Genomic DNA, 26276 nt, shown 5'->3' with positions numbered 1-26276 from the left:
GCCTCCAATGATCAACGCCACCCTCTACGCACGCGATCGCCAGTACGCGTGCGGCGATGCCCCAACTGCGCGCACATGGACTTCCGGGGCGGATCTCGTCGCCAGCTTTCGCATGGCCCGCGAGGGGAACGTCGATTCCCCAGTAAGGTTCGGCGAGAGCGCGGCAGCCTCGTGGTGCATCGCCGGTCAAATCTTCTCCCTGTCACAGGGATCGCCTGCTCGTGAAACGAACCTGGTGACAACATTCCTGCATGACGGCGAAAAAGTACCGGAGCAATATTGGGGCACCTATGCCATCGTCGTCTACGATCGGCAAAGAGACCGCTTTCTGGCTTTCTGTGATCCCTGCGGCCAGTTCCCCGTCTATTACTCAACCGGCGCAAATGGCGAACTCAATCTGGCATCCGACGCCGCAGATTTGAGGCCCGGCGGGCGGGACGTCGCGCAACCGAATATCTCCTGGCTACACGGCTATCTGGCGTACGGGTATGGCGAAGCGGGCGAGACGGGCTGGAAGGGTATCTCCCTGCTTCCGCCGGGCACTCTGCTCACTTTCAAAGGCGGCAATCTCCAATTCTCGAGACTTTGGTCGCCAGCCAAGCCGACTCGTCCTCTGATGCACAATGATCCCATAGCCGTGCTCACCACTGTCGTCAGATCTCTGCTCGGGTCCGTGCCGGAGGCAATACTCGAGTTGTCCGGTGGACTAGAGTCAACGGCGCTTGCCGTTGCCCTGCATCGCGCAGGCCTTTCTACGCGAACTATCGCCGTCACACACTTCGATCCGCATCGAGCGTCGTCGAATGAGATATCTGTCGCTCGAAGCGTGGCCAATCACTGCAAGTTGCGATACAAAACGTTTCCCTTGCTCGCGCAGTTACCGTTTGCGCCAGTTTCAATCATCCCTTTTGTTGCACGCCCTTCGACACAACTGTGCTTTCTTGCGCAATCCAGCGGTCTGGCTAACGCCGGCCTTGCGCGAGCAGACGGGATACTTGTAAACGGTCACGGAGGCGATGCCTTGTTTCTCGCGCCACCAGCCTTTGGCGTAGCGCTGGACGCGGCCGCCAGCTTCCGACTTCTGCGCGCAACGGCGATCGTGCGTGATCTCGCCGTCATGTATCGAGTCCCGATCTGGACTGTCATTGAACGATCAATGCACGCGACGACGCAATATTTCCGTGGAGCACTCGGGCAACATGCCTCGCTTGATGTCGTGCGGGCCTATCCTTTGCCGCCGCCGCACGGCTTGTATGACGACGTACTGGCACGCGGGCGGTTGCGCTTGCGCCCAGGCCGGCGGTACCAGATCGCAGCACTCGGAGCAACGCTCGATGAAACGGTCGTTCAAGTCCGTCCAACTGCACACAGGCCGATTCTGCCGTTTCTCTCACAGCCGATCGTAGAGCTTGCGCTACGGACGCCCCTCGAGGATCTCTTCACGGGCTACCACAATCGGTTGACCGTCCGGCATTCTGCCTTTGCGACATCAAAGCTGCCGAATCTCTGGCGAACCGACAAGGGGGACACGACGCACTCGGCCCTGCAAGGGCTTCGCGTTCACTACGACCACGTCCGCGAGACCTGTCTCGATGGATTCTGCGTTACTAAATCTCTCGTCCATCGGCAGGCGTTGGAAAGTCTCATCAAACGCGCAGCACTGGGATTCCCCAATGGTCTTCGCGAAATCACGCGTATCTATGCAACCGAGATATTCCTGCAAGGAGCCGGGCACAGGTCAAAGCTGTCTGCACGCGTGGACTTAACGTAGCCCGTGCCGGCATGAAATGTCGACGTTTTCATCGTAGTCGCCCACCCACATCAATCGCAATTACCAGAGGCCCGCATGTCGTTTCCATTGGAGTTGGTACGCGAATACATCGCTGCGTACCGGATTGCCGTTAGTCACGACAAGGCACTTCCCGCTCGCTTTGCTGCGGCAACGCTGATCATGATCGCCGTCGTCGCTCTCGAAAGTGCAGTGCCGTGGCTATTGCGAGAAAGCACCAATGCGCTCTCGGTCGAGCGCGCCCCTGGCTTCGGGGGAGCAGCCGTCACGCTCGCGGGCGTCTACGGCCTGTGCTGGACCGCAGCACGCGTCTCAGAGTGGATCAAAACAATATTCTCATCCGCCACGCTTGCCCGATCCGACGCCGCGTTTCAGAAAGCCTATTGTGCGCATCTCATTCGCGTCGAATACGCCAGGCTCGCGACGATCGATCCTGGCGCGACGGTATCGGTCATCGCCAGGAGCCGTACCGCTTTCAGTGCAATCACATTTACGCTCTTCTGGGTAATCGTGCCGGCGCTCTTCCAGCTCGTTGTCACGGCATCGATTCTCTGGCGTGTGACCAATCTCGCATTTGCTGCTGCGTTCGTCGGCGCAATCGGCGCACTGTTCGCGGCGACGTGGAGGCTCGCTGCGAAAACGAGAGGCGCTCACGCCCAGATTTTCGATGCCTCGAATCTTCTCTCCAGCCATCTGGTGGAACGGCTAGGCTTTATGCTGGATATCAAATTGAACAACGCCTATGAGCGCGAAGAAGCCGGACTCGACCGCATCCTTGCCGTTTATGTCGCGCAAATTTCGCACGGCAATGCGCGGCTTGCGCTGCTGCTTGCAGCGCAAGCGTTTTTCACCGGACTCGTGCTGTCGATCTTCACAATCGTCGCAGCGACAGCGGTCACGCGCGGCGTTTTCCGCATCGGCGATTTTGTGATGATTACCGGTTATGTCGTGGCGCTGACCGCACCATTCACGGGCCTCGCTGCTTCACTTTCCGATCTGCGCAGAAGTCAGCTTGCCTTGCACGAAGGCCTCGGCATTCTTGCACTGCCGCCCGAGCCGGGTGGCGTCGAGGTCGCAATTGCACTTGACGCGAACCCCGTTTTTGCCTTGTCGGATGTCGATATTTCATTCGGAACACGAGCGATTTTTCGCGGAGCCAACCTTATCGCGAATCGAGGCGAGGTAACCGTCCTGATCGGACCATCTGGAAACGGGAAGTCGACACTCGTCAATCTGATGCTCGGCCTCATGCGCCCCGAACGCGGGCGGGTCGAGTTGAATGGCGTTGACGTTTCTACACTCTCTCCAGCTTCGATATCGCGGACTGTCGCTGTCGTTCCGCAAAACCCGCTGATCATCAGCGGAACGCTCCGTGAAAATCTTGCTTTCGGCTGTGCAGACCCGCCTTCCGACGAGCAGTTGCTGGCGCTGGTCTGCGCGCTGGAACTGCAAGGACTCGCCGGCGAGTCGGGCGGCAACGTGCTCGATGTCATCGTCGGCGTACAGGGTCGAGCGCTTTCCGGCGGCGAAAGGCAACGTATCGCGCTGGGTCGCGCCCTTGCGCGCCACACTTCAGTCATCGTCCTCGATGAGCCAACCTCTTCACAGGATCCGTCCCGCGAGGCGCGGGTGCTGGAACAGGTACGCCGTCGCGTTCCCACGATCATCGCAATTACGCATCGTGAAGCGTTGCTGGAAATGGCAGATCGCGTCTATCAGGTCGATAAAGGGCGCGTCGTCGAATCGAGTGCCAGAAGACAAGCGGCCACGACCAGGCAGAGCGGATAATGTCGCGGAACGCTCACCCCCCAATTCCCCCGGAGCCCCCATGCCGCAAGCCGCGCCGCCCGAACTCGACGACGAGCCAGGGCGCGGCCGTTCGCTCGCACGCCACTACCCGCGCGGCCTCCAGATCGAGCCGCACTCGCATACATGGGCGCAGGTGCTCTACGCCGTCTCCGGCGTGATGTGGGTCGAGGTGGAGCGCGAAGCGCTCGTCGTGCCGCCGCAGCGCGCCGTGTGGCTGCCTCCCGGCACGCAGCACGCCATTCACATGCTGAGCGCCGTCGAAATGCGCAATCTCTATCTGCACGAGCGCGACAGCCAGCACCTGAGCGAGCGGTGCGACGTGTTCGAGGTCAACGGCCTGCTGCGCGAACTCATCACGGGCCTCGCGGAACACGCGCGCGAAGACGACGCCTGGCTCGACGCCGCCTATCGCCTCGCGTCGCTCGAACTCGCCCACGCGCCGCGCTCCACGCTGCGCATCCCGCTGCCGGACGCGTCCGACCGCCGCCTCGCCACGCTGTGCCGCGCGGTGATCGACAACCCGTCGGCCGATATCGGCTTCGAACAGCACGCGGCATCGGTGGGCGCGAGCGTGCGCACGCTCGCGCGGCTCTTCACGCGCGAGCTTGGCATGGGGTTTGCGGAGTGGCGCCGCCAGGTGCAGCTCGCACTCGCGGTGTCGCGCCTCGCGGAGGGCGAGCCCGTGAGCGCCGTGGCGCGCATGCTGGGCTATCTGCCCAGCAGCTTCAGCGACATGTTCCGCCGCGAACTGGGCGTGCCGCCCAGCGAGTTCCGGCCCACCGGCACCCTTGGCGGCACAGCGGGTTTCGCAGAGGAAAGCGCGGCGCAGTAACGCGCGCGTAGACGCGTGGCGCGGCTCAATGCGGCGGCAGATCGCCCACTAGCGGAAACATGTCGGGCGTATAGCCCATATTGAAGTAACCGGCCCGTGCATAAGTGGCGATTCGCTCGAGGTGCTCGGTTTCGCGCGACGCGTCGCGCAGTTCGGGCTCATCGGCTTGCGGCGTGGGCGGCGGACGGTTCGCCCGGCCGCGCCGCGCGAACCACGCCGGCACGGACAGCATCGACAGCTTCGACATTGCGGACTCCTTGCGAGGCGTTGACCCCTTCCAATCTAGACAGGCGGAGCCGCACACGCAAACAAGCATTTCTGCGATGCATTGCACACCGCGGCCGATGCTCATCCTGCAGCCGGCCCAGACGCTGTAAACACTTGAAAACCTTACAAATAACTAACGTTTCGAAATTGGCGCACGAGTTGGTTAGACTGCGAGTCTTAGCCTTCGCTGCATGGCGAGGCACGGCTTCGACGGCATAACAATCATGAGAATGCGTATGCAGCAACTCGACAGTCTCCGGCAGCAATTCGCGGCACCCAAGCCGTTGAGTGCGCCGACATGGTTTCTCCGCATCGCCTCGCGCGATGTTCCGACCTCCTGGAGGCAGGCATGAGCGACGTCCCGCAGACGCAACCCGCGCCCCAGCCCCCCCCGCCGCCCGCACCCCCCCCGCAGGCGCCGAAGCGCCGCCGCCTCGGGCCGCTCATTCTCGCCATCGTCGTGATCGTGCTGATCGTGCTCGTGGTCGTGCACATCATGCGCAACAAGAAGACGGAGCACGGCGCTACGCCCCAGGTCGTGACCGTCGCCGCCGCCACGCTCGGCCCCATGCCCGTGACGCTCAACGCGCTCGGCACCGTCACGCCTCTTGCCACTGTCACGGTTCTGCCGCAAATCAGCGGCTACCTCACCGAGGTGGGCTACAAGGAAGGCCAGGACGTCGTGAAGGGGCAGTTCCTCGCGCAGATCGACCCGCGCCAGTACGAGATCAGCAAGGAGCAGGCGCTCGCGCAGCTCGCCAGGGACCAGGCCCTGCTGGCGCAGGCGCGCGCCGACCTCGCGCGTTATACGCAGTTGAACGCAAAGCAGTCGATCGCCGCGCAGACCTACAGCGACCAGCAGTTCCTCGTCAAGCAGTATGAAGCCGCAGTGCAGGCCGACAAGGCGAACGTCAGGCTGTTCGAGCTCGATCTGATCTACTGCCGCATCACGGCGCCGGTGTCGGGGCGCGTGGGCCTGCGGCTCGTCGATCCGGGCAACTACGTGACGTCGTCCAGCTCCACGGGCATTGCCGTCATCACGACGATCAAGCCCACCACCGTTCAGTTCGCCATCCCGCAGACTTCGCTCGGCAGCGTGCTCGAGCGCGTCAACGCCGGCGCGAAACTGCCGATCACCGTTTTCAGCAGCGACAACACCCGCCAGATCGCCACCGGCACGCTGTTCGCGCTCAGCAACCAGATGGCCACGGCCACCGGCACGGTCACGCTGCGCGCGAGCGTGCCCAACGACAACGAGGCGCTCTTTCCCAACGAGTTCGTCAACGTGAGGCTGCTCGTCGACACGCTGCAGAACGCCGTGCTCGTGCCGACGCCCGCCGTGCAGACCGGCGCGCCCGGCGACTACGTGTACCTCGTGAACGCCGACAACACGGTGTCGGTCCACAAGGTCACGCTCGGCCCGAGCGACGGCCGCTACACGGTGATCTCCGCAGGCCTGCAGCAGGGTCAGCATGTCGTGACCGACGGCCTCGACCGCCTCAACGACGGCGCGAAGATCCAGCCCGCGGGGCCGAGGCCCGCCACGCACGCAGGCGCGGCGAGTGCCCCGCACCATGGCAGCGCCCCGGGCGCGGCCAGCGAACCGGGCGCCACGGCGCCGAACGCCTCCGACGCGAGCGCCGCGGCCTCGCAAGCCGGTTAAGCCCCGGGCCCAGCGCCGATGAATATTTCGCGTCTTTTCATCCTGCGGCCGGTCGCGACTTCGCTCCTGATGATCGCGATGGTGCTGATCGGCCTCGTCGCGATGAAGTTCCTGCCGGTTTCCTCGCTGCCCGCGGTGGACTATCCCACCATCCAGGTGCAGACCTTCTATCCGGGCGCGAGCCCGAACGTGATGGCGACCACGGTCACGGCGCCGCTCGAGGTGCAGCTCGGCGAGATCCCGGGCCTGCAGCAGATGATCTCGTACAGCTCCGAGGGCGCCTCGGTCATCACGCTGCAGTTCGACCTCTCGCTGAGCCTCGACGTGGCCGAGCAGAACGTGCAGCAGGCCATCAACGCGGCCAACAGCTTCCTGCCGAGCGGCCTGCCCGCGCCGCCGACCTACGCCAAGGTCAACCCGGCCGACCAGCCCATCCTCACGCTCGCGGTCACGTCGAAGTCGATGTCGCTCACGCAGTTGCAGGACGCGGCCAACAACCGTCTTGCCACCAAGATTTCCGAAGTGCCGGGCGTGGGCCTCGTCACCACGGCAGGCGGCAACGTGCCCGCCGTGCGCGTCGAGGCCGACCCGCAGAAGCTCGCGGCCTACGGCCTGAATCTCGACGACCTGCGCACGCTGCTCGCCAACGTCAACGTGAGCAACCCGAAGGGCAACTTCGACGGCCCCGAGCTCAACTACACGATCAATTCGAACGACCAGATTTCAGACCCGAAGGACTACGAAGACACCGTCATCGCCTATGAGAACGGCTCGCCCGTGTTCATGCGCGACGTGGCGCGCGTGTCCACGGCCGCGCAGGACGTCGAGCGCGGCGCCTGGTACAACAAGACGCCCGCCATCGTGCTGAACGTGCAGCGCCAGCCGGGCGCGAACGTGATTGCCACCGTCAACCAGATCATGCGGCAGTTGCCGCAACTCGAAGCGGCGCTGCCCGCGGGCATGCAGGTCACGGTGGTGTCGAACAGCGTGGGCGTGATCCGCGCTTCGGTGAGCGACGCGGCCTTCGAACTCGTGCTCGCAGTCGCGCTCGTGGTGGCCGTGATCTTCGTGTTCCTGCGCAATCTGCCCGCCACCATCATTCCAAGCATCTCGGTGCCAGTCTCGCTGATCGGCACGCTCGCGATCATGTACGAGCTGGGCTACTCGATCGACAACCTCTCGCTGATGGCGCTCATCATCGCCACGGGCTTCGTGGTGGACGACTCGATCGTGATGATCGAAAACATCGTGCGCTACCTCGAAGAAGGCGACAAACCCTTGCAGGCGGCGTTAAAAGGCGCGGGCCAGATCGGTTTCACGATTCTTTCGCTGACGATCTCGCTGATCGCCGTGCTAATTCCGCTGCTCTTCATGGGCGGCGTGATCGGACGCCTCTTCAGCGAATTCGCCGTCACGCTCGCGGTGACCATCGTGCTGTCGGCCGTGGTCTCGCTCACGGTCGTGCCGATGATGTGCGCGCGCATCCTGCGCGCCCAGGCGGAGCGCCACCCGAGCCGCTTCGAGCGCGTCAGCGAAGGGCTGTTCAACAAGACGCTCAACGCCTACGAGCGCGGCCTGCGCTGGGTGCTCGACCACCAGACGCTCACGCTCGTCGTGTTCGTGGTGACGGTGGTGCTTACCGGGCTGCTGTACGTCGTGATTCCGAAGGGCCTGTTCCCGGTGCAGGACGTGGGCGTGCTGCAAGGCATCAGCGTGGCCGACAACTCCATCTCCTACCAGGCGATGGTGCGGCGCCAGTCCGCCCTGGCCGAAGAAATCCTCAAGGACCCCGATGTCGTTTCGCTCACTTCGTACGTGGGCATCGACGGCATCAACAACACGCTCAACAACGGGCGCTTCCTCATCAACCTGAAAGCGCACGACGACCGCTCCGAATCCGCCGACGAAATCGGGCGGCGCATTCAGCAGTCGGTCGCGAAGGTCGCGGGCGTACGCCTTTACATCCAGCCCGAGCAGGACCTCACGCTCGACACCACGGTCTCGCGCAACCAGTACAACTTCGTGCTGCGCGGGCCGAGCCAGGATGCGTTCGAGCAGTACGTGCCCGCGCTCATCGCGCGCATGAAGCAGATCCCATCGATCCGCGACGTGACGAGCGACCTCAACACGGATGGCCTTTCCGTGAACGTCGAAGTGAACCGCCAGCTGGCGGCGCGCTACGGCATCACGGCGGCGACCATCGACAACGCGCTCTACGATGCGCTGGGCCAGCGCATCGTTTCGACCATCTTCCAGCAGTCGGACCAGTACCGCGTGATTCTGGTGGCGAAGCCCGAGGCGCTGCCCACGGTCGAATCGCTCGGCGACCTCTATCTGCCGAGCCAGACGAGCAGCGAAGGCCAGGTGCCGCTCAAGGGCATCGCGAAGATCAGCATCACGCGCTCGCCGCTCATGATCAGCCACCTCGCGCAGTTCCCCTCGGTCACGATCTCGTTCAATCTCGCCGATGGCGCGTCGCTCTCCGCCGCCGTGCGCGACGTGCGCAAGGCAGAAGCCGCCGTGAGCCTGCCGCCCTCGATCACCTCGTCGTTCCAGGGCGCGGCGCAGGCGTTCGAAGATTCGCTTGCCAGCGAGGTGTATCTGCTGATCGCCGCGCTCGTGGCCGTGTATATCGTGCTGGGCGTGCTGTACGAAAGCTATGTGCACCCGGTCACGATTCTTTCGACGCTGCCTTCGGCCGGCATTGGCGCGCTGCTCGCGCTGATGATCGCGGGCAAGGACCTCGACGTGATCGGCATTATCGGCATCGTGCTGCTGATCGGCATCGTCAAGAAGAACGCCATCATGATGGTGGACTTCGCGCTCGAAGCCGAACGCGTGCAGGGCAAGCCGCCGCGCGAGGCGATTTTCGAAGCGTCGCTGCTGCGTTTCCGGCCGATTCTCATGACGACGCTCGCGGCCATGCTCGGCGCGCTGCCCATGCTGCTCGGCAGCGGCACGGGCTCGGAGCTACGCCGCCCGCTGGGTCTCGCGATCATCGGCGGGCTCACGCTTTCGCAGATGCTCACACTGTTCACGACGCCCGTGATCTATCTGTTCTTCGACCGGCTGGCGGAACGCTTCGGCCGCAAGCGCAAGCCTGAAAGCCACGCGGACGGCGGCTCCGGCACCGGCGCGCCACCCGCGCCCGAGGGCACGCCGTGAACATCTCGGCGCTCTTCATCCGGCGGCCGGTCGCGACCTCACTCCTCGCGATCGCGATCCTCATTTCGGGGACGCTCGCCTTCTTCCGGCTGCCGGTCGCGCCGCTGCCCAACATCGCCTACCCGGTGATCGTGGTGCAGGCCAACATGGCGGGCGCGAGCCCGGACATCATGGCGTCCACCGTGGCCGAGCCGCTGGAGCGCCGGCTCGGCACCATCGCGGATGTCAGCCAGCTCACGTCGATCAGCAACACCGGCACGGCGATCATCGTGGTGGTGTTCGGCCTGAACCGCGACATCAACGGCGCGGCGCGCGACGTCGAAGCGGCCATCCAGGCCGCGCGCGCCGACTTGCCCACCACCCTGCGCAGCAACCCAACGTATCGCCAGTACAACCCCGCGAGCGCGCCGATCATGGTGCTCGCGCTCACCTCGGACACGCTCACCAAGGCGCAGCTGTACGACTCCGCCGATTCGGTCATCCAGCAGCAGCTCTCGCAGGTGGACGGCGTGGGCCAGATCACACTGGGCGGCGGCGCGCTGCCCTCGGTGCGCGTCGAACTGGAGCCGGGCAAGCTCAACAGCTACGGCATCGGCCTCGAAGACGTGCGCGCGTCGATTGGCGCGGCCAACGCGAACAGCGCGAAAGGCCATATCGACCAGGGCAACCAGCGCTACACGGTGACTTCGAACGACCAGATCAGCAAGGCCGCGCCGTTTCGCGACGTGGTGATCGCCTATCGCAACGGCTCGCCCGTGTTCCTGCGCGACGTGGCTTCCGTCATCGACTCCAACGAAAACATCCGCAATGCGGGCCTCTACAACGGCAAGTCGGCCGTGCTCGTGATCGTCTACCCGATGCCGGGCAGCAATGTCGTGAAGACGGTGCAGCAGATCCGCGCGCGCCTGCCCTCCATCGAGGCCGCGCTGCCCGCCACGATCAAGGTGGACGTGGCGATCGACCGCTCCGAGTCCGTGCGCGCCTCCGTGGCCGACACCGAGCGCACGCTCTTCATCGCCGTGCTGCTCGTGATCGGCGTGGTGTTCGTGTTCCTGCTCTCGCCGCGCGCCACGCTCATCCCCGCCGTGGCGCTGCCGCTTTCCATCGTGGGCACGTTCGGGCCCATGTACCTGCTCGGCTACAGCATCGACAATCTCTCGCTCATGGCGCTCACCATCGGCACGGGCTTCGTCGTGGACGACGCCGTGGTGGTGCTGGAGAACATCGTGCGCCACGTCGAGGCCGGTATGGACCCGAAGGAAGCCGCGCTCAAAGGCGCGGGCGAGGTGGGCTTCACGGTGCTTTCCATGAGCCTTTCGCTCATCGCCGTGTTCCTGCCGATTCTGCTCATGCCCGGCATCGTGGGCCTGCTCTTTCACGAGTTCGCGATGACGCTCTCGATCGCGATCCTCATCTCGCTCGTGATCTCGCTCACCGTCACGCCCACCATGTGCGCCTACGTGCTCAAGCGCGAGGCGCTGCACAAGAAGCCCTCGCGCGCGGCCGTGTGGATCGACGCGCAGTTCGAGCGCTTCAAGCAGTTCTACTCGCGCACGCTCGATGTCGCGCTCAATCACGCGCGGCTCACGATCTTCATCCTGTTCGCGCTGCTGGTCGGCAACGTGTTTCTCGCGCGGCTGCTTTCCGGCACGTTCTTCCCCGAGCAGGACACCGGCATCCTGATCGGGCAGATCATCGCGGACCAGAGCATTTCGTTCACGGCGATGGAGAAGAAGCTCGCGCAGCTGCAGGCCATCGTGAAGGCCGATCCGGCCGTGCAATCGGTGGCGGGCTTCACGGGCGGGCGCGCGCTCAATTCGGCCACCGTGTTCGTCGAACTGAAGCCGCTCAACGAACGTCGCCTGACGGCCACCGAGGTCGTGAACCGCCTGCGTCCCACGCTCAATGCCGTGTCGGGCGCGCGGCTCTTCATGCAGGCCCAGCAGGACCTGCAGATCGGCGGGCGGCAGTCGGCGGCCGAGTATCAGTACACGCTCACGAGCGACGACGCCGACGCCCTCTTCACCTGGGTGCCGCGCCTCGTGGACGAGCTGAACAAGCACCGCGGCCAGATGTCGGATGTGAACTCGGACCTGCAGCAAAATGGTCTGGAGGCCTACATGACGGTGCAGCGCACGACCGCCAAGCGCTACGGGTTCGATCCGAACCAGGTGGACAACGTGCTCTACGATGCCTTCGGCCAGCGCACCGTGTCGACCATCTACAACGCGATCAACCAGTACTTCGTCGTGATGGAAGTGGCGCCGCAGTACTGGCAGTTTCCGCAGTCGTTCCAGGATATCTGGCTGAGCACGGCGGCGGGCAACGCGAGCGGCGCCGCGCAAACGCAGATGCCGTCGAGTGTCATCTCGGGCGTCACGCCCTTCACGGCCGTGAACACGGCCACCACGGCGAAGGGCAACACCAACGAGCGCAATGCCAACGCGGTGGCCAACCAGCAGAACAACGCGATCGCCAACAGCAAGGGCGGCAGTTCCAGCGGCAGCGCGGACAGCACGGCCGCCGAAACCATGGTGCCGCTCATGGCGCTCATGGACTGGAGAACGCGTCATACGGCCACCCAGGTCAATCACCAGGGCACGGAAGTCGCGGGCACGATTTCGTTCAATCTGCCCCAGGGCGGCTCGCTTTCCGAGGCCGGTACGATCATCGAGCAGGCCGAGCGCAACATCGGCATGCCGGCGTCCATCCACGGCGCGTTCGCGGGCGCGGCGCAGGCCTACGCGCAGTCCATGGGCGTCGTGCCGCTGCTCATTCTCGCCGCGCTCGCCGTGGTCTATATCGTGCTGGGCGTGCTGTACGAAAACACCATCCACCCGCTCACGATCCTCTCGACGCTGCCTTCGGCCGGCATCGGCGCGATTCTCGCCATGCTGATCTTCGGCACGCCGTTCTCGGTGATCGCGATGATCGGCATCATCCTGCTCATTGGTATCGTCAAGAAGAACGGCATCATGATGGTCGACGTCGCCATCCAGTTGCAGCGCCACGAGGGTATGGAGGCGCGCCGCGCGATTCACGAAGCCGCCGTAGTGCGTCTGCGCCCGATCATGATGACGACCTTCGCGGCCGTGCTCGGCGCGCTGCCGCTCGCCATCGGCATTGGCCAGGGCGCTTCGCTGCGCCAGCCGCTCGGCGTAACGGTGATGGGCGGCCTGCTCCTGAGCCAGGTCTTTACCCTGTACACCACGCCGGTGATTTACCTGTTCCTCGACCGCCTGCGCGCACGCCTCGCGCGCTGGGCCGCGCGCCTGCCGTGGAATCGCCAGGCCGATGAGAGCGCATCATGATGAAGACTCGCCTTAATCCATCGCTCACGCGAATGCTGATCGCCGCCGCAAACGCCACCACGCGCGCGCTGCCGCTCGCGCCACTCACCGCCGCGCTGCTGCTCGCGGGCTGCATGGTCGGGCCGGACTACCACCGCCCGCAGGTCACCGTGCCCGCCACGTGGAAGGAACTGCCCGGCTGGACCCAGGCCGAGCCCGAAGCCGCCCAGGGACCCAAGGGCGACTGGTGGACCGCCTTTCAGGACCCGCTGCTCGACGAACTGGAACCGCTCGTCCAGGTGTCGAACCAGACCGTGCGGCAGAGCTACGCGAACTACCAGCAAGCGCTCGCCGAAGTGCGCGTCGCGCGTGCGAGCCTGTTCCCGACCATCGGCATCACCGGCTCGCTCGCGCGCGAGCGCTCCTCCACCGGCACGCTCAGCAGCGTGAGCAGCATCACGTCCACGCCGAGCGGCGCGCGCATCGTCAACGGCGGCACGCTCGAAGCGAACGCGAGCTGGGACATCGACCTCTGGGGCCAGGTGCGCCGCCAGATCGAGGAACAGTCGGCCACGGCCCAGGCGAGCGAGGCGACGCTGGCGAACGCTACGTTATCCGAACAAATTGCCCTGGCGAATGCCGTGATCGATCTGCGCATCACCGATGCCGATATCGACCTGCTCACGCATACCGTGCAGGCGTACTCGGATTTCCTGCGCGTGGTGGCCAACCAGGACCAGGCGGGCACCGTGCCGCCGTCCGATCTGATCTCCGCGCGCACGCAGCTCGAATCCGCGCGCGCGAGCCTGATCGCCCTGGGCGTGGCGCGCGCGCAAAACGAGCACGCCATCGCGGTGCTCGTGGGCCGCAACCCCGAAGAAGTCGATATCCCGCACAGCACGCAGCTTCCCGCGCTGCCCACCATTCCCGCCGGCGTGCCCTCCACGCTGCTGCAGCGGCGGCCCGACATTGCGACCGCCGAACGCCAGATGGCGTCGGCCAACGCAGCGATCGGCGTGGCAGTGGCCGCGTACTATCCGACGATCTCGCTCACCGCGCTCGACGGCTTCACGCAGTCGCCGCTCTCGGGCCTGCTGCACATGAGCAACTATGTGTGGTCGCTCGGTGCGAGCGCGACCCAGACGATCTTCGACGGCGGCCAGCGCAGCGGCCAGGTGGCGGCCGCGCGCGCGAGCTACGACGCGGCGGTGGCGAACTATCGCGGCACGGTGCTGACGGCGTTCCAGGGGGTGGAGAACGATCTCTCGGGGCTGCGCATCCTCGCGCAGCAGGCCGACGTGCTCGACGGCGCCGTGCGCGACGCCATCCGCGGCGCGCAGATCGCGCAAAACGAATACGAGGCGGGCACCGTGGACTACACGACGGTCGCCACGGCGCTGGCTACGCAGGTGACCAATCAGCAGAGCGCGCTCAATGTGCATCAGCAGCGGCTGCTCGATACGGCTTCGCTGATCGGCGACCTGGGCGGCGGCTGGTCCGGGCAGCTGCACGACGCGCAGCATCCGGCGCGCGCGGTGACGCCGGCTTCCGACGCCGCGGCGGCGGGCGCGAGCAGTCCGGCGAACGTGGAAGCGAGCGGAACGCAGGGCGCCGCTGCGAGCCCCTGATCGAGCGAACCCGCGCTACGCGCGCGGCCGCGTTTCCGAAGCTTCCGTCACGGGCATGGCGGAGGCCGGCAGACCGAACACGGCGTCGAAGATCAGGTTGTAGACGTAGTTGTAGACGAGAAAGAACACCGAGAGACCGATATCCATGGCGAACGCCTCGAACAACGTCACTTGCAGCGTGAGCGCGATCATCGGCACGAGCAACACCACGAGGCCGCCCTCGAAGCCGACCGCATGCGCAATGCGGCGCGCAAAGCTGCGGCCGCGTTTCGTCTGGCGCGCTTCCCAGCGCTCGAACAGCAGGTTGTAGACGAAGTTCCAGCCCACCGCGATCAGCGATGAAAACACCGCCGCCGCGCCCGCGCGGTCCATGCCGCTGCCCGAGAGCGAGGCGAAGCTCGTGCCGGTAATCAGGATCGCGATGCCCTCGAACAGCGTGACGTACACGATCCGGCGCTTGATACCCTGCATGAACGAATGCTCCTGATGCGCTTCCCGCGTGGCTTCGGGCTGCGTCGATCGCCGCGCTTGCCGCGAGCGCGGCGAAACCCTGCGCGAATCAACCGAGATCGGTGAAGACCGAAGCCGCGGGCAGACGCGACTTCGGCAGCTTCGCGTTGAAGTCGTCGGCGCTGCGGTAGCCAAGACCGACCACCACCAGCGCGGTGAGGCCCTGCTCGCGCAGGCCCAGTTCCTCGTCGAGCGCCTTTGCGTCGAAGCCTTCCATCGGGCAGGCGTCGATTTCGAGCGTCGACGCGCCGATCAACAGCGTGCCGAGCGCGAGATACGCCTGCTTCTCCATCCACGCCGGCAGGTCGTTGCGCTCGCGATGCAGGTTCACATAGAACGCGCGGGTCTTTTCCTGACCCGCCTTGGCCTCGGCATTGGCGAAGCGGCCGTCGGCCTCTTCCTGCGCGAGCACGCCGGCAAGGTGCGCTTCGTCCATGTCGGTGCGCACGCACAGCACCACCACGTGCGAGGCGCGCGTGACCTTCGGCTCGTTGTACGCGAAACCTTCCATGCCACGGGCGATACGCGCGCGTGCCGCGTCGCTTTCGGCCACCACGAAATGCCACGGCTGCGAGTTCACCGAGGACGGGCTGAAGCGGATCAGCTCCTTGAGTTCGTCGATGACGGCGGCGGGAATCTTGCGGGCGGGATCGAACGCCTTGGTGGCGTGGCGGGCTTTCGCGAAGCGGGTGAGGTTCAAGCGGTTTTCTCCTTCGTATGCGGTCGACCGGGGCAAGACCCGGCAAGGCCGACATCGTACCAGCATCGTGCGCCGGCCGCGGGCGCGGTCTGCGCGGCTGGCGCGCCTGCGCTATGCTGGAAGGCCGGAATCGCCGCGACGGCGCACCCGCCATGCGCCGCCAGCAAGGAGAATACCGATCATGCGCCAGGCCATCCATCATCTGCCGGTGAGCACGCGCACGCGCGGGCTCGTCGAAATCAGCCATGAGGTGCGCGCGTTCGTGCGCGAGCAGCGCATCGCCACCGGCCTGCTCACCCTCTTTTGCCGCCACATGTCGGCGTCGCTCGTCATCCAGGAAAACGCCGATCCTTCGGTGCGACGCGATCTCGAACGTTACTTCGAGCTGCTCGCGCCCGAAGATCCGCAGCGCTACGAGCACGACACCGAAGGCCCCGACGACATGCCCGCGCATTTGCGCACGGCGCTCACACACACGCAGCTCTGCATCCCGGTCGAGCACGGCAATCCCGTGCTGGGCACGTGGCAGGGCATCTACGTGTTCGAACATCGGCGCGCGGCGCACACGCGCGATATCGTGCTGCATCTGATCGGCGAATGAGCCGATCAGGCGCACACGCAAATCCCGTACGCAAGCGCTATGCTACGGCTTTCGTTCAACCGACTCACCGAGGGTTGCCCCAAATGAAACAGTCCGCCGGATCCATGATTTCCTTTACCCGCCCTGACGGCCAGTCGCTCCAGGGTTATCTCGCCAAACCGGAAAAGACCGAAGGCGCGCCCGCCATCGTCGTGATCCAGGAGTGGTGGGGCTTGAACGACCAGATCCGCGGCGTGGCCGACCGGCTCGCTCAGGCTGGCTACCTCGCGCTCGTGCCCGACCTCTATCGCGGCAAGAGCACCGTCGAACAGGAAGAGGCTCACCATCTGATGACGGGCCTCGACTTCGCGGACGCCGCCTCGCAGGACGTGTACGGCGCGGTCACCTATCTGAAGACGCTCACGGACCGCGTGGGCGTGACGGGCTACTGCATGGGCGGCGCGCTCACGCTGCTCGCGGCCACCATGGTGCCGGGCTTGACGAGCGCCGTGGTGTGGTACGGCTTCCCGCCGCTCGAATACATCGACGCGAGCAAGATCACGGCGCCCATCCTCGGCCACTTCGCGACCCAGGACCAGGCGTTCAGCATCGAAACCGTGGCGGAACTCGAAACCAGGCTCAAGGGCGCCAACGTCGACGTCGAATTCCATCGCTATCTTGCCCACCACGCGTTTGCGAACGAGACCGCCGTGGGACCGAACCGCATCCCCATCACGCAGTACGACCCGGTCTGGGCGCAGCTCGCGTGGGACCGCTCGCTGACGTTCTGGGGCCGCACGATGTGGCCGCAGCGCGCGGCGCGCTGAAGCGCTCACAGCGGCCCGCGCGCACGCGCGGATCTGACGTAGAATCGGCGTCGCACCGCCTCGCGCGGGCGACGCCGATTTGCATTGCAGCGCCTTCGTCCCTCTCACGCTTTTCGCGGAGACTCCATGACGCCGCTCATCCTCCAGCGCCCCGCGCTGCTGTTCATCGTGCTGATCCTCGTGCTGCCGCTTGCCGCCGGGCTCGGTGCGAGCGTGCTGCACCGCTACTTCCCGCTCGCCGAGGAGGCGCGCGAGAACTACAAGATCGTGCAGGGCGCCACGCTCACGCTGCTCGCGCTCCTGATCGGCTTCACGCTCTCGATGGCCGTGAGCCGCTACGACCAGCGCAAGAACCTGGAGGAAGAGGAAGCCAACGCGATCGGCACGGAGTATCTGCGCGCCGAACTTCTTGGCGGCGAGGCGGCTGCCCAGACCAAGGCGCTGCTTGCGCGCTACCTTCAGGCGCGCATCCACTTCTACGTCGTGCACGAGCCCGGCGCACTCGATCAGATCAACCGCGACACCGGCGAGCTTCAGACGCAGCTCTGGGCGAGCGTGCGCGATCCCGCGAAGGCGCAACCGAATCCGGTGATGGCGCTCGTGGTCTCCGGAATGAACGACGTCATCAACACCCAGGGCTACACGCAGGCTGCGTGGATCAACCGCATTCCCGTCGCCGCGTGGGCGCTGATGATCATCATCGCCATCTTCAGCAACCTGATGCAGGGCTACGGCGCGCACGGCCAGGTCGGCCGGCGCGTGCTGCTGCTCATCCTGCCTATCACCGTGACGCTGTCGCTCACGCTCATCGCCGATATCGACAGCCCGCGCGGCGGCCTCATTCGCGTCGCGCCGCTCAATCTGATGAGTCTTGCGCAGTCCATGCCTGCCAATCCCTGAACCCCGCTCCGCGGCGCCGCACGATCACACCCAAGCCCGTACCGCCATGAAAGTCATCCGCTCGAAAACCTTCACCGCCACCCGCCCCTGGGGGGCGCTCGATATCGCCAACCTGAACGGCACCACCGTGCGCCTGCACTGGACCGACCAGCCGTACAAATGGCACGTCAACGACGGCGAGGAAGTGTTCGCCGTGCTCGACGGCGTGGTCGACATGCATTACCGCGAAGATGGCGCGGAGCAGGTCGCGGTGCTCGAAGCCGGCGACGTGTTCTTCGCGGGCGTGGGCTGCGAGCACGTCGCGCATCCGCGCGGCGAGGCGCGCATTCTCGTGGTCGAGCGCGAAGGGAGCGTGTAGCAGCGTGCAAACCGCGTCTTGCGGCGAAAAGACGGCGTGCGCCATTTCCACTAAACTTGGCGGCCTGACTCCACTCCCGCCTCTCGATCAGGCCGCGGCGCGCCTTGCACGGCAAGCGCCGCGCCGTTGAAGGCCTTCAAGGACGCCGCATGAACGACCTTTTCGCATTTCCCATCACCCGCAAGTGGCCAGCGCTTCACCCCGATCGCATCCAGCTCTATTCGCTGCCCACGCCCAATGGCGTCAAGGTCTCGATCATGCTGGAGGAAAGCGGCCTGCCTTATGAGCCGCATCTGGTGCGCTTCGACGCGAACGACCAGATGTCGCCGGAATTCCTCTCGCTGAACCCCAACAACAAGATTCCCGCGATCCTCGATCCGAACGGCCCGGGCGGCGAGCCGCTCGCCCTGTTCGAATCGGGCGCGATCCTCATCTATCTCGCCGACAAGAGCGGCCGTTTTCTCGCCCGTGAAGGCGCGGCGCGCTACGAGACGATCCAGTGGGTCATGTTCCAGATGGGCGGCATCGGCCCGATGTTCGGCCAGGTGGGTTTCTTCCACAAGTTCGCGGGCAAGGAGTATGAGGACAAGCGTCCGCGCGACCGCTACGTCGCCGAGTCGCGGCGCCTGCTCGCCGTGCTGGACCAGCGCCTCGAGGGCCGCAAGTGGATCATGGGCGACGACTACACCATCGCCGACATCGCGACGTTTGGTTGGGTGCGCAACCTTGTTGGCTTCTACGAGGCGGGCGACCTCGTGGGTTATGCCGATTTCAGGAACGTCGCGCGCGTGCTCGGAGCATTCGTCGCGCGTCCGGCGGTCGAGCGCGGGCTCAACATTCCGCCGCGCGGCTAAGGCTCGCCCGCAGCGTCATTGCGGCGCCGCTTTCACGCGCGCCGCAACCGAGTCGGCCACTTCGGCCGCCGCGCGGTCCACGTTCTTGCGGTCATCGGCGCGCGCCAGCACGAATTTGGCCGCCGCCACGTAGGGATTGAGCGCGATGGCCGCGCCGGCGCCCGGCTTCGCGTGGCTCGACTGGCTGTCGATCACCCGATACAGCGGCTGCGGCGCCTGGGTGGTCAGGTTGTCCACGGCCACCGCCAGCTCGATCTGGCTCGCGCCCGAGCCGAAACCCACCACCGCGCGCCGCATGCTGTTGCCTTCGTCCACGCTCAGGAAGACGCCGCGCACCAGCCAGCCCTGCGCGGGTAGCGGCGTGCCGCCGGGCAGGCGGCGCGCGTCGAGGCCCTTCTCGCGCAGGTCGTTCACCAGCGCGTCGGCCATTTTCGTGACGACCTGATCGGCCTGCTGCTGCGGGTCGCGGTGGCGCAGTCGTGGCAGCAAGCCGCCCATGCGCTCGCGCGCATTCTCCACAGGATTCGAATCCTGCTTGACGTTGGCCGCGTCGAGTTCGAAGTCCGTCACGTAGACGAGCGGCGCAACCGGTTGTTGAGCCGCGGCGAGCGGCGCGAACGCGCACAGGCAGAGTGTCGCGACCAGCCTCCCGTTCCATTGCATCTTCATCGCAAGCTCCCGTACGTTCGTCAGCCAGCCATTCATGCCGTGGCCGCGCGTGCGGCACGGCCATCAACCGTCGATCAGCCCGAGCCGCGCCAGGTCGCTTGCGAGCGATTCGGTTTCGACGAAGTGGCACGCCTGCAACCCCGCGTCGAGCGCGCCCGTGACGTTCGCTTCGCTGTCGTCGATGAAGAGCGTTTCCTGGGGCCGTGCGCCGAGCTGGGCAACGCAGCCCAGGTAAGTCTGCGCGGCGGGCTTGACCGCGCCGAACGTCGCCGACGAATAGACCTGCGAACCGAAAAGCCGCGCGACGGGCGGATTCAGATAGTCGAGGTGATGCGTGACGAGCGAACAGTTGTTGGTCAGCACGGCGATGCGGCATCGTGCGGCCACACGTTGCGCCAGCGCGAGCGCCGCCTCGTTCGGCGTGATCGACGCGCGCCGCGCCGCGAGCCACACGTCGCGGCCTACCTCGCAGCCGAGCATTGCGCCCAGTGCGCGCAGATAAGCGTCGGGGTCGATCTCGCCCGCGTCGGCGCGCGCTTCGAGACCCGAGCCCCAGATCGCGTGACGCACCGCTGCAGGCGGCGCGCCGGTGGCGGCCGCGAGGCTCGCTACGCGCGCGTCGCGATCGTAGTGGGACAGCACGCCTTCCATGTCGAACAGGACTACGCCGATCGCCGCCATCTGCCGCTCCCGCCACGATATTTCGCACCGCGGTCCCGCCACATCCGCAGCCGATCATACCGCCGCCCGGCGCCAGGCGGCGCACGAATGGCACGCGTGAGGCGGGCTGATCGCGCCCCTAAAACCACCCATCGATTTTGGGTAAACTGGGACGCATGGACACCTGCCGTTATTGCGGAAAACTGCGCGACGAATGGGATTGCCACGGGCCAGCGTGCCGCCAGGCGATCGCGCAGGCGCTGCACCGCCAGCGCAAGGGGCTGCCGATGGTCGCGAACGTGATCCGCAACGAAATCCCCGCGGACGCCACCACCGGCCAGATCATCACCGTGCTTTCGCGCCAGCGCCAGCGTGCGCGGCGCGGCAACGAGGAACGCCGCGAGCGCAAGGCGCTCGATCTCCCCGAAGGCGAGTAAGCCACCCGCCGAACCCGGTCAGCGCCCGTTCTCGTCCTCGTTTGCGGGTGCGGCAATGCCGATGCGCGCGAACGTTTCCTCCAGATGATTCACGCACACGCGTACTTTCGCGGACTGCGCGAGGCGCGCCGGGTACACGGCCCAGACATTGGCCGGCTGCGTCACGCCGGGCAGCACGCGCTGCAGGCGCCCGCTCTCCAGCAACGGCGCGACATCCCACATCGAGCGCAGCACGATGCCGCGGCCCGCCAGCGCCCACTGCACGGCCACCTCGCCGTGGTTGGTCGAGAGCGGCCCCGCCACCTTCACCGAGACCGTTTCGCCATGCGTGTTCAGGCGCCAAACGCCGAACGGATGATCGCGCTCCTTGATCGCGAGGCACGCGTGTTCGGCGAGATCGGCGACCTCCTGTGGCGCGCCGCGCCGCGCGAGATACGCGGGCGCGGCGCAGAGCACGCGATAGTTCGTGGCGAGACGCCGCGCGATCAGATGGCCGGCGATCTCGTCGCCGATACGCACGTCGAGGTCGAAGCCCTCGCCCGCCACATCGACAAGCCGGTCGAACAGCTCGAGGCGCACGCTCAGCTGCGGATAGCGCTCGGAAAGCCCGGCGAGCGCGGGCGCGACGAAGTTGCGGCCAAAGCCGAAGCTGCTCGACACGCGCAGCGTGCCGCGCGGAATGCGCCGCGTGGTGGAGACCTCGTCCACGAGCCGCTCGACGTCGTCGAGGATCTTGCCCGCCGACGCATAGACGCGCTCGCCCGCCTCGGTCATCGCGACGCGCCGCGTCGAGCGATGCAACAGGCGCGTGCCGAGGCGCGCCTCGAGCACGCCCACGCGCTTGCTGACATAGGCCGGCGATGCCGCAAGCGCTTCGGCCGCCGCGGTGAAGCTCGCCTTGCGCGCGACCATGCAGAACACGCGCAAGTCGTCGAGCTCCGGCGACGCGATGGATTTTGGCGCTTTCGGTGCGTCCGGCATAGGCGTCACCGCGGCGTCACAGCGCGGCAGCTACCGCTTCGCCCAGCGCAGTGGTGTTCGCCGTGCCGCCCATGTCGGGCGTGCGCGGGCCTTCCACCAGCACCTTCTCGATGGCCTGCATGATCGCGTCGTGCGCGGCCTTGTATTGCGCGTCGCCGTTGCCGAGGAAGTCCAGCATCATCGCCCCCGACCAGATCATCGCGATGGGGTTGGCGATCTGCTTGCCGAAGATGTCGGGCGCGGAGCCGTGCACCGGCTCGAACAGCGACGGGAACTTGCGCTCCGGATTCAGGTTCGCCGACGCTGCCAGACCGATCGTGCCCGTGCAGGCGGGGCCGAGGTCCGAAAGAATGTCGCCGAAGAGGTTCGAGGCGACGACCACGTCGAAGCGGTCCGGTTGCAGCACGAAGCGCGCGCACAGAATGTCGATGTGCTGCTTGTCCCACTTCACGTCGGGATATGCCTCGCCCATCGCGGCCACGCGCTCGTCCCAGTACGGCATGCTGATCGAGATGCCGTTGGACTTCGTGGCCGCCGTGAGCTTCTTGCGGCCGCGCTGGTTCGCGAGCTCGAACGCGTACTTGAGAATGCGGTCGACGCCGTGGCGCGTGAACACCGACTCCTGCAGCACGAACTCGCGCTCGGTGCCTTCGAACATCCTGCCGCCCACCGAGCTGTACTCGCCCTCGGTGTTCTCTCGGACGACGAGAAAGTCGATGTCGCCGGGCTTGCGGTTGGCGAGCGGGCACGGCACGCCGGGCAGCAGACGCACCGGGCGCAGGTTCACGTACTGGTCGAACTCGCGGCGGAACTTCAGGAGCGAGCCCCACAGCGAAATGTGATCGGGCACCTTGTCGGGCCAGCCGACCGCGCCGAAATAGATCGCATCGAAGCCCTTGAGCGTGGCAAACCAGTCGTCGGGCATCATCTTGCCGTGCTGCAGGTAGTAGTCGCAGCTCGCCCAGTCGAAATGGGTGATTTCGAGCTTCAGGCCGAACTTCGCGGCCGCCGCCTCGACGACGCGCACGCCCTCGGGCATCACTTCCTGGCCGATACCGTCACCCGCAATCGCGGCGATCTTGAATGTCTTGCTCATGTCGCGTTCTCCGTTTCTGTGTTGATTCTGTGCTGATGCGCCAGCATGCCTGAAAACCCGCCAGCAACCAGCCCCGCAGGCGTGGATAGATTCAACACGAAACGTGAATAATCGCACGAGAGCGCGCTACGGTCCATGGACGCGCCCTGTTCAGCGCCCGGCGATTTCCTGCCGGTCGCCGTTCTCGCCTAAAATCCCGGTTGGCCCCACCGCGCCTTTCGCTGCAACGGCGCATATCCTGATCGACCGACCTATGTTCCCGCTTTCCGACACCCTTCCCTCCGACAAACCCGCCCTCTACGAATCGCTGGCCGCGCAGGCGCGCTCGCTGATCGAAGGTGAAAGCGACGTCATCGCGAACGCCGCGAACTTTGCTTCGCTCGTGTTTCATTCGCTCGAAGGCCTGAACTGGGCGGGCTTTTATTCGTTCGACGGCAAAGAGCTCGTGGTCGGCCCGTTCCAGGGCAAACCGGCGTGCGTGCGCATTCCGCTGGGCAAGGGCGTATGCGGCACGGCCGCGGCCACGCGGCAAACGCAGGTCGTGCCCGACGTGCACGCGTTCGCGGGTCACATTGCGTGCGATTCGGCTTCGCAGTCGGAAATCGTCGTGCCCCTCGTCACGCCGGACGGCGAGCTGATCGGCGTATGGGACGTGGACAGCCCGCATCTCGCGCGCTTCGACGAAGAGGACGCGAAAGGCATGGAATTGCTGTGCCGCACGTTCATCGAGTACGGCATGAAGCGTCGCTAGGCGTCATTACGCGTCGTTGGGCGCACGACGCCGCGTCTTTCCGAGTGGGCGTCCTGAATCGCTCGACGCGTACTCAGGATGCCGAATCGTCTGGCGCATTCGCCTTGACGAAGTCGACGAACGCGCGCAGGGGCGCCGGCAGGTGCCGCCGCCCAGGATAGTAGAGAAACGGCCCCGGAAACGACACGGCCCAGTCGTCGAGCAGGCGCACGAGCGCGCCGCTGCGGATATGCGGCAGCAACATCTCTTCAAACAGATAGACGATGCCGACGCCATCGAGCGCCATGTTGATCAGCAGGTCGAGCGCCGCGCCGGGGCGCACGACGAGCGGCGTGGGCGGGTCGAGGCGCAGCACTTCGTCGTCGCGCTCGAAATGCCAGAGCGGCAACGCGCCGCCCGCGAACTGCACGCGCAGGCAAGCGTGATCGAGCAGCTCGCGCGGGTGTTCAGGCCGCCCGCGCGCCGCGAGATACGCGGGTGAGGCGACCGTCGCGAAACGCTCCACGCGCGGCCCGATGGGAATCGCGATCATGTCCTGCTCCAGCCGCTCGTCGTAGCGGATCCCGGCGTCGCACCCGATCTGCAGCACGTCGACGAAGCCGTCCTCTACCACCACCTCGACGCGGATCTCGGGATACGCGCGATGAAACGGCGCGAGCACGCCCGGCAGGATGGTGCGCGCCGCGCTCGCGGGCACGTTGAGCTTGAGCGTGCCCGCCGGCTTTTCGCGGTAACCGTTGAGCACGTCGAGCGCCGCTTCCATCTCGCTGAAAAGCGGCGTGATCGATTCGAGCAGACGCTGCCCCGCCTCGGTCGGCGCGACGCTGCGCGTGGTGCGGTTCAACAGGCGCAGCCCGAGCTTCGCCTCCAGCCTGCGCACCGCGGCACTCAGGCTCGACGCCGAAACGCCGCCCACGCGCGCCGCATCGCGAAAGCCGCCCGCGCGCGCCACCGAAACGAAAGCGGCCAGATCGTTCATTTCCATCGGCATGGTTCACCCCACACTGTTCGATTTTCCGCACAGCCTGTTCTGATCAGATGGGATTATCGGACAATTCGAAGGCGCCCATACTGCGGACATTCGTCAACCGAGGAGTACGCAATGCCGAACCGCAAACCCGCAAGCACCTATGGACTGGCTGGCCGCCAGGTGAACCGCATGGGCTATGGCGCCATGCAACTGGCCGGCCCCGGCGTGTTCGGGCCCCCGAAGGACCGCGCGCAGGCCGTCGCGGTGCTGCGCGAGGCGCTGGAACTGGGCGTCGACCACATCGACACGAGCGACTTTTACGGCCCGCACGTGACGAACCAGATCATCCGCGAGGCGCTGCATCCGTATGCGCCGAACCTCACGATCGTCACCAAGGTGGGCGCCGTGCGCGACGACAAGGGCGCCTGGCTGCCGGCGCTGGAACCCGCCGACATCGAGCGCGCCGTGCACGACAACCTGCGCAACCTGGGCCTCGACGCGCTCGATGTGGTCAACCTGCGCATCATGGGCGACGTCCACAAACCGTCCGAAGGTCCCGTGGAAAAGCAGGTGGAAGCGCTCGCCCGGCTGCGCGAGCGCGGCCTCGTGCGCAACGTCGGCATGTCCAACGCGACCGCCGCGCAGATCGCGGCGGCGCAGCGCCTCGTGCCGATCGTGTGCGTGCAGAACCACTACAACCTCGTGCACCGCGACGACGACGCGCTGATCGACGCCCTCGCCGAGCAAGGCATCGCCTACGTGCCGTTCTTTCCGCTCGGCGGCTTTACGCCGATCCAGTCGTCGGCGCTTTCGGCGGTGGCCGCGCGCCTCGAAGTCACACCGATGGCGCTCGCACTGGCGTGGCTGCTGCGGCGCTCGCCCAACATCCTGCTGATTCCGGGCACGTCCACGCTTTCGCATCTGCGCGAGAACGTGGCGGCGGCGAAGCTCGACCTGAACGACGACGTGCTCGCCGAACTCGACGCCATCGGCAGCAGCGGCAACAGCGGCGGCCACGCCTGAGCGCGAGGCGAGGCGAGGCGCCGTCACGCCACTTCGGCCATCTCCAGCTTGTTGGCCAGCGCGTCGCGGATCAGCGCGACCGGCCGCACGAGGCGCCCCGGCAGCGCCCCGTGCACGAGCCACACGTTCAGACCCGAGCGGAAGTCGGTCGCATCGATGATCTGTAGCTGGTCGCGCAGCGGGCTGCGGGCGAGCGCCTGCGGCGCGGCGAGCCCGACGCCCATGCCGCGCGCGACCAGCGAAAGCTGCAGTTCCGAGCCGAAGGCCTCGACCGCGACGTTGAACGGCAGACCCGCCATGCCCATGGCGCGGCTCAGCGCCGAGCGCATCCCGCAACCGTCCTGGTTCAGCACCCACGGATGGTGCGCGAGCGCGGCGAGCGTGGTGGGCTCATCGGGCAAACCAAACGAGCGCGCCGCGACGACGAGGGTCGGCGTGTAGCCGAGCTGGGTCGCGACCACGCCCTCCGGCGGCATCACCGCGGCGGGCAGCAGGATCACGGCCGCATCGAGCCGCG

General features: G+C 66.1%; 24 protein-coding genes. 15 read left to right on the top strand and 9 right to left on the bottom strand.

Translation table 11 applies throughout. From position 1 onward, the window contains the following. The first annotated feature begins 7 nt into the window (after positions 1–7). From AB4Y44_RS35720 to AB4Y44_RS35710, 3 genes are all read left to right on the top strand, one after another. A complete protein-coding gene (locus AB4Y44_RS35720) occupies positions 8–1771 on the top strand; it encodes an asparagine synthase-related protein (protein ID WP_368702145.1) in 1764 nt (587 codons plus the stop codon). Positions 1772–1846: 75 nt separating this feature from the next. After that, positions 1847–3577, top strand: a complete 1731-nt coding sequence (locus AB4Y44_RS35715; protein ID WP_368702144.1) for an ATP-binding cassette domain-containing protein — start codon at positions 1847–1849, stop codon at positions 3575–3577. 40 nt (positions 3578–3617) lie between these two features. Continuing rightward, the gene (locus AB4Y44_RS35710) at positions 3618–4430 is read left to right on the top strand and encodes a helix-turn-helix transcriptional regulator (RefSeq protein ID WP_368702143.1); all 813 of its coding nucleotides are present in this window, start codon (positions 3618–3620) and stop codon (positions 4428–4430) included. A gap of 25 nt (positions 4431–4455) precedes the next feature. Here AB4Y44_RS35710 and AB4Y44_RS35705 read toward each other — a convergent pair whose 3' ends face one another. Then, entirely contained in the window at positions 4456–4677 is a 222-nt protein-coding gene (locus AB4Y44_RS35705) for a hypothetical protein (RefSeq protein ID WP_342922884.1), read from the bottom strand. 369 nt (positions 4678–5046) lie between these two features. On the opposite strand from AB4Y44_RS35705, the gene AB4Y44_RS35700 reads away from it, so the two are divergent. Genes AB4Y44_RS35700 through AB4Y44_RS35685 form a run of 4 tightly spaced genes read left to right on the top strand, consistent with a single transcriptional unit; the run spans position 5047 to position 14443 of the window. Further along, complete coding sequence (locus AB4Y44_RS35700; protein ID WP_368702142.1) at positions 5047–6360, top strand: efflux RND transporter periplasmic adaptor subunit; 1314 nt, start codon at positions 5047–5049, stop codon at positions 6358–6360. A gap of 18 nt (positions 6361–6378) precedes the next feature. Next, positions 6379–9525, top strand: a complete 3147-nt coding sequence (locus AB4Y44_RS35695) for an efflux RND transporter permease subunit (RefSeq protein ID WP_342922886.1) — start codon at positions 6379–6381, stop codon at positions 9523–9525. After that, a complete protein-coding gene (locus tag AB4Y44_RS35690; RefSeq protein ID WP_368702141.1) occupies positions 9522–12836 on the top strand; it encodes an efflux RND transporter permease subunit in 3315 nt (1104 codons plus the stop codon). The genes AB4Y44_RS35695 and AB4Y44_RS35690 overlap by 4 nt, the downstream gene beginning before the upstream one ends. A 32-nt stretch (positions 12837–12868) precedes the next feature. Beyond that, on the top strand, positions 12869–14443 hold the full coding sequence (locus AB4Y44_RS35685; protein WP_368702163.1) for an efflux transporter outer membrane subunit: 1575 nt from the start codon (positions 12869–12871) through the stop codon (positions 14441–14443). A 15-nt stretch (positions 14444–14458) separates the two neighbouring features. On the opposite strand, the gene AB4Y44_RS35680 is transcribed toward AB4Y44_RS35685, so the two are convergent. After that, positions 14459–14914 (bottom strand): PACE efflux transporter, encoded by a 456-nt coding sequence (locus AB4Y44_RS35680; RefSeq protein WP_342922888.1) that lies wholly within the window; start codon positions 14912–14914, stop codon positions 14459–14461. An 88-nt stretch (positions 14915–15002) separates the two neighbouring features. Further along, complete coding sequence (nfsB, locus tag AB4Y44_RS35675) at positions 15003–15653, bottom strand: oxygen-insensitive NAD(P)H nitroreductase (RefSeq protein ID WP_342922889.1); 651 nt, start codon at positions 15651–15653, stop codon at positions 15003–15005. Between the two features lie 181 nt (positions 15654–15834). Here nfsB and AB4Y44_RS35670 point away from each other — a divergent pair, with 181 nt between their 5' ends. From AB4Y44_RS35670 to AB4Y44_RS35650, 5 genes are all read left to right on the top strand, one after another. Further along, the gene (locus tag AB4Y44_RS35670; RefSeq protein WP_368702140.1) at positions 15835–16254 is read left to right on the top strand and encodes a secondary thiamine-phosphate synthase enzyme YjbQ; all 420 of its coding nucleotides are present in this window, start codon (positions 15835–15837) and stop codon (positions 16252–16254) included. 83 nt (positions 16255–16337) lie between these two features. Beyond that, positions 16338–17060, top strand: coding sequence for a dienelactone hydrolase family protein (locus tag AB4Y44_RS35665; protein WP_368702139.1), 723 nt, complete (start codon positions 16338–16340; stop codon positions 17058–17060). A gap of 126 nt (positions 17061–17186) precedes the next feature. After that, on the top strand, positions 17187–17960 hold the full coding sequence (locus AB4Y44_RS35660; RefSeq protein WP_342922891.1) for a hypothetical protein: 774 nt from the start codon (positions 17187–17189) through the stop codon (positions 17958–17960). A gap of 46 nt (positions 17961–18006) precedes the next feature. Continuing rightward, positions 18007–18318 carry a cupin gene (locus tag AB4Y44_RS35655; protein ID WP_368702138.1) on the top strand — a complete coding sequence of 104 codons (312 nt, stop codon included), beginning with the start codon at positions 18007–18009 and terminating at the stop codon, positions 18316–18318. A gap of 149 nt (positions 18319–18467) precedes the next feature. Next, on the top strand, positions 18468–19172 hold the full coding sequence (locus AB4Y44_RS35650) for a glutathione S-transferase N-terminal domain-containing protein (RefSeq protein ID WP_342922893.1): 705 nt from the start codon (positions 18468–18470) through the stop codon (positions 19170–19172). Positions 19173–19187: 15 nt separating this feature from the next. Here AB4Y44_RS35650 and AB4Y44_RS35645 read toward each other — a convergent pair whose 3' ends face one another. Together AB4Y44_RS35645 and AB4Y44_RS35640 are read right to left on the bottom strand one after the other, a co-directional pair. Then, entirely contained in the window at positions 19188–19841 is a 654-nt protein-coding gene (locus AB4Y44_RS35645; RefSeq protein ID WP_368702137.1) for a DUF4410 domain-containing protein, read from the bottom strand. Positions 19842–19904: 63 nt separating this feature from the next. Continuing rightward, positions 19905–20522: an HAD family hydrolase gene (locus AB4Y44_RS35640; RefSeq protein WP_368702136.1), complete on the bottom strand. Its 618-nt coding sequence runs from the start codon at positions 20520–20522 to the stop codon at positions 19905–19907. A 155-nt stretch (positions 20523–20677) separates the two neighbouring features. Here AB4Y44_RS35640 and AB4Y44_RS35635 point away from each other — a divergent pair, with 155 nt between their 5' ends. Continuing rightward, positions 20678–20938, top strand: coding sequence for a hypothetical protein (locus AB4Y44_RS35635; RefSeq protein ID WP_254357810.1), 261 nt, complete (start codon positions 20678–20680; stop codon positions 20936–20938). Between the two features lie 18 nt (positions 20939–20956). Here AB4Y44_RS35635 and AB4Y44_RS35630 read toward each other — a convergent pair whose 3' ends face one another. Next, positions 20957–21919, bottom strand: a complete 963-nt coding sequence (locus AB4Y44_RS35630) for a LysR substrate-binding domain-containing protein (protein ID WP_368702135.1) — start codon at positions 21917–21919, stop codon at positions 20957–20959. A gap of 16 nt (positions 21920–21935) precedes the next feature. Then, positions 21936–23015, bottom strand: coding sequence for a tartrate dehydrogenase (locus tag AB4Y44_RS35625; RefSeq protein ID WP_342922897.1), 1080 nt, complete (start codon positions 23013–23015; stop codon positions 21936–21938). Positions 23016–23268: 253 nt separating this feature from the next. Between AB4Y44_RS35625 and AB4Y44_RS35620 the strand changes: the two genes are divergently transcribed. Continuing rightward, positions 23269–23766, top strand: coding sequence for a GAF domain-containing protein (locus tag AB4Y44_RS35620; protein ID WP_342922898.1), 498 nt, complete (start codon positions 23269–23271; stop codon positions 23764–23766). 73 nt (positions 23767–23839) lie between these two features. Here AB4Y44_RS35620 and AB4Y44_RS35615 read toward each other — a convergent pair whose 3' ends face one another. Next, entirely contained in the window at positions 23840–24751 is a 912-nt protein-coding gene (locus tag AB4Y44_RS35615; protein WP_368702162.1) for a LysR substrate-binding domain-containing protein, read from the bottom strand. Positions 24752–24868: 117 nt separating this feature from the next. Here AB4Y44_RS35615 and AB4Y44_RS35610 point away from each other — a divergent pair, with 117 nt between their 5' ends. Further along, entirely contained in the window at positions 24869–25759 is an 891-nt protein-coding gene (locus AB4Y44_RS35610; protein ID WP_368702134.1) for an aldo/keto reductase family oxidoreductase, read from the top strand. A gap of 23 nt (positions 25760–25782) precedes the next feature. On the opposite strand, the gene AB4Y44_RS35605 is transcribed toward AB4Y44_RS35610, so the two are convergent. Continuing rightward, the coding region (locus AB4Y44_RS35605; RefSeq protein WP_368702133.1) for a substrate-binding domain-containing protein at positions 25783–26276 on the bottom strand (494 nt) is incomplete at its 5' end.

The sequence above is a fragment of the Paraburkholderia sp. BR10937 genome, from assembly GCF_040965695.1.
In the GTDB taxonomy this organism is placed as follows: Bacteria; Pseudomonadota; Gammaproteobacteria; order Burkholderiales; family Burkholderiaceae; genus Paraburkholderia.
Note: the sequence above shows the minus strand (reverse complement) of the source record. Positions and strands in the feature narration are given on the sequence as shown.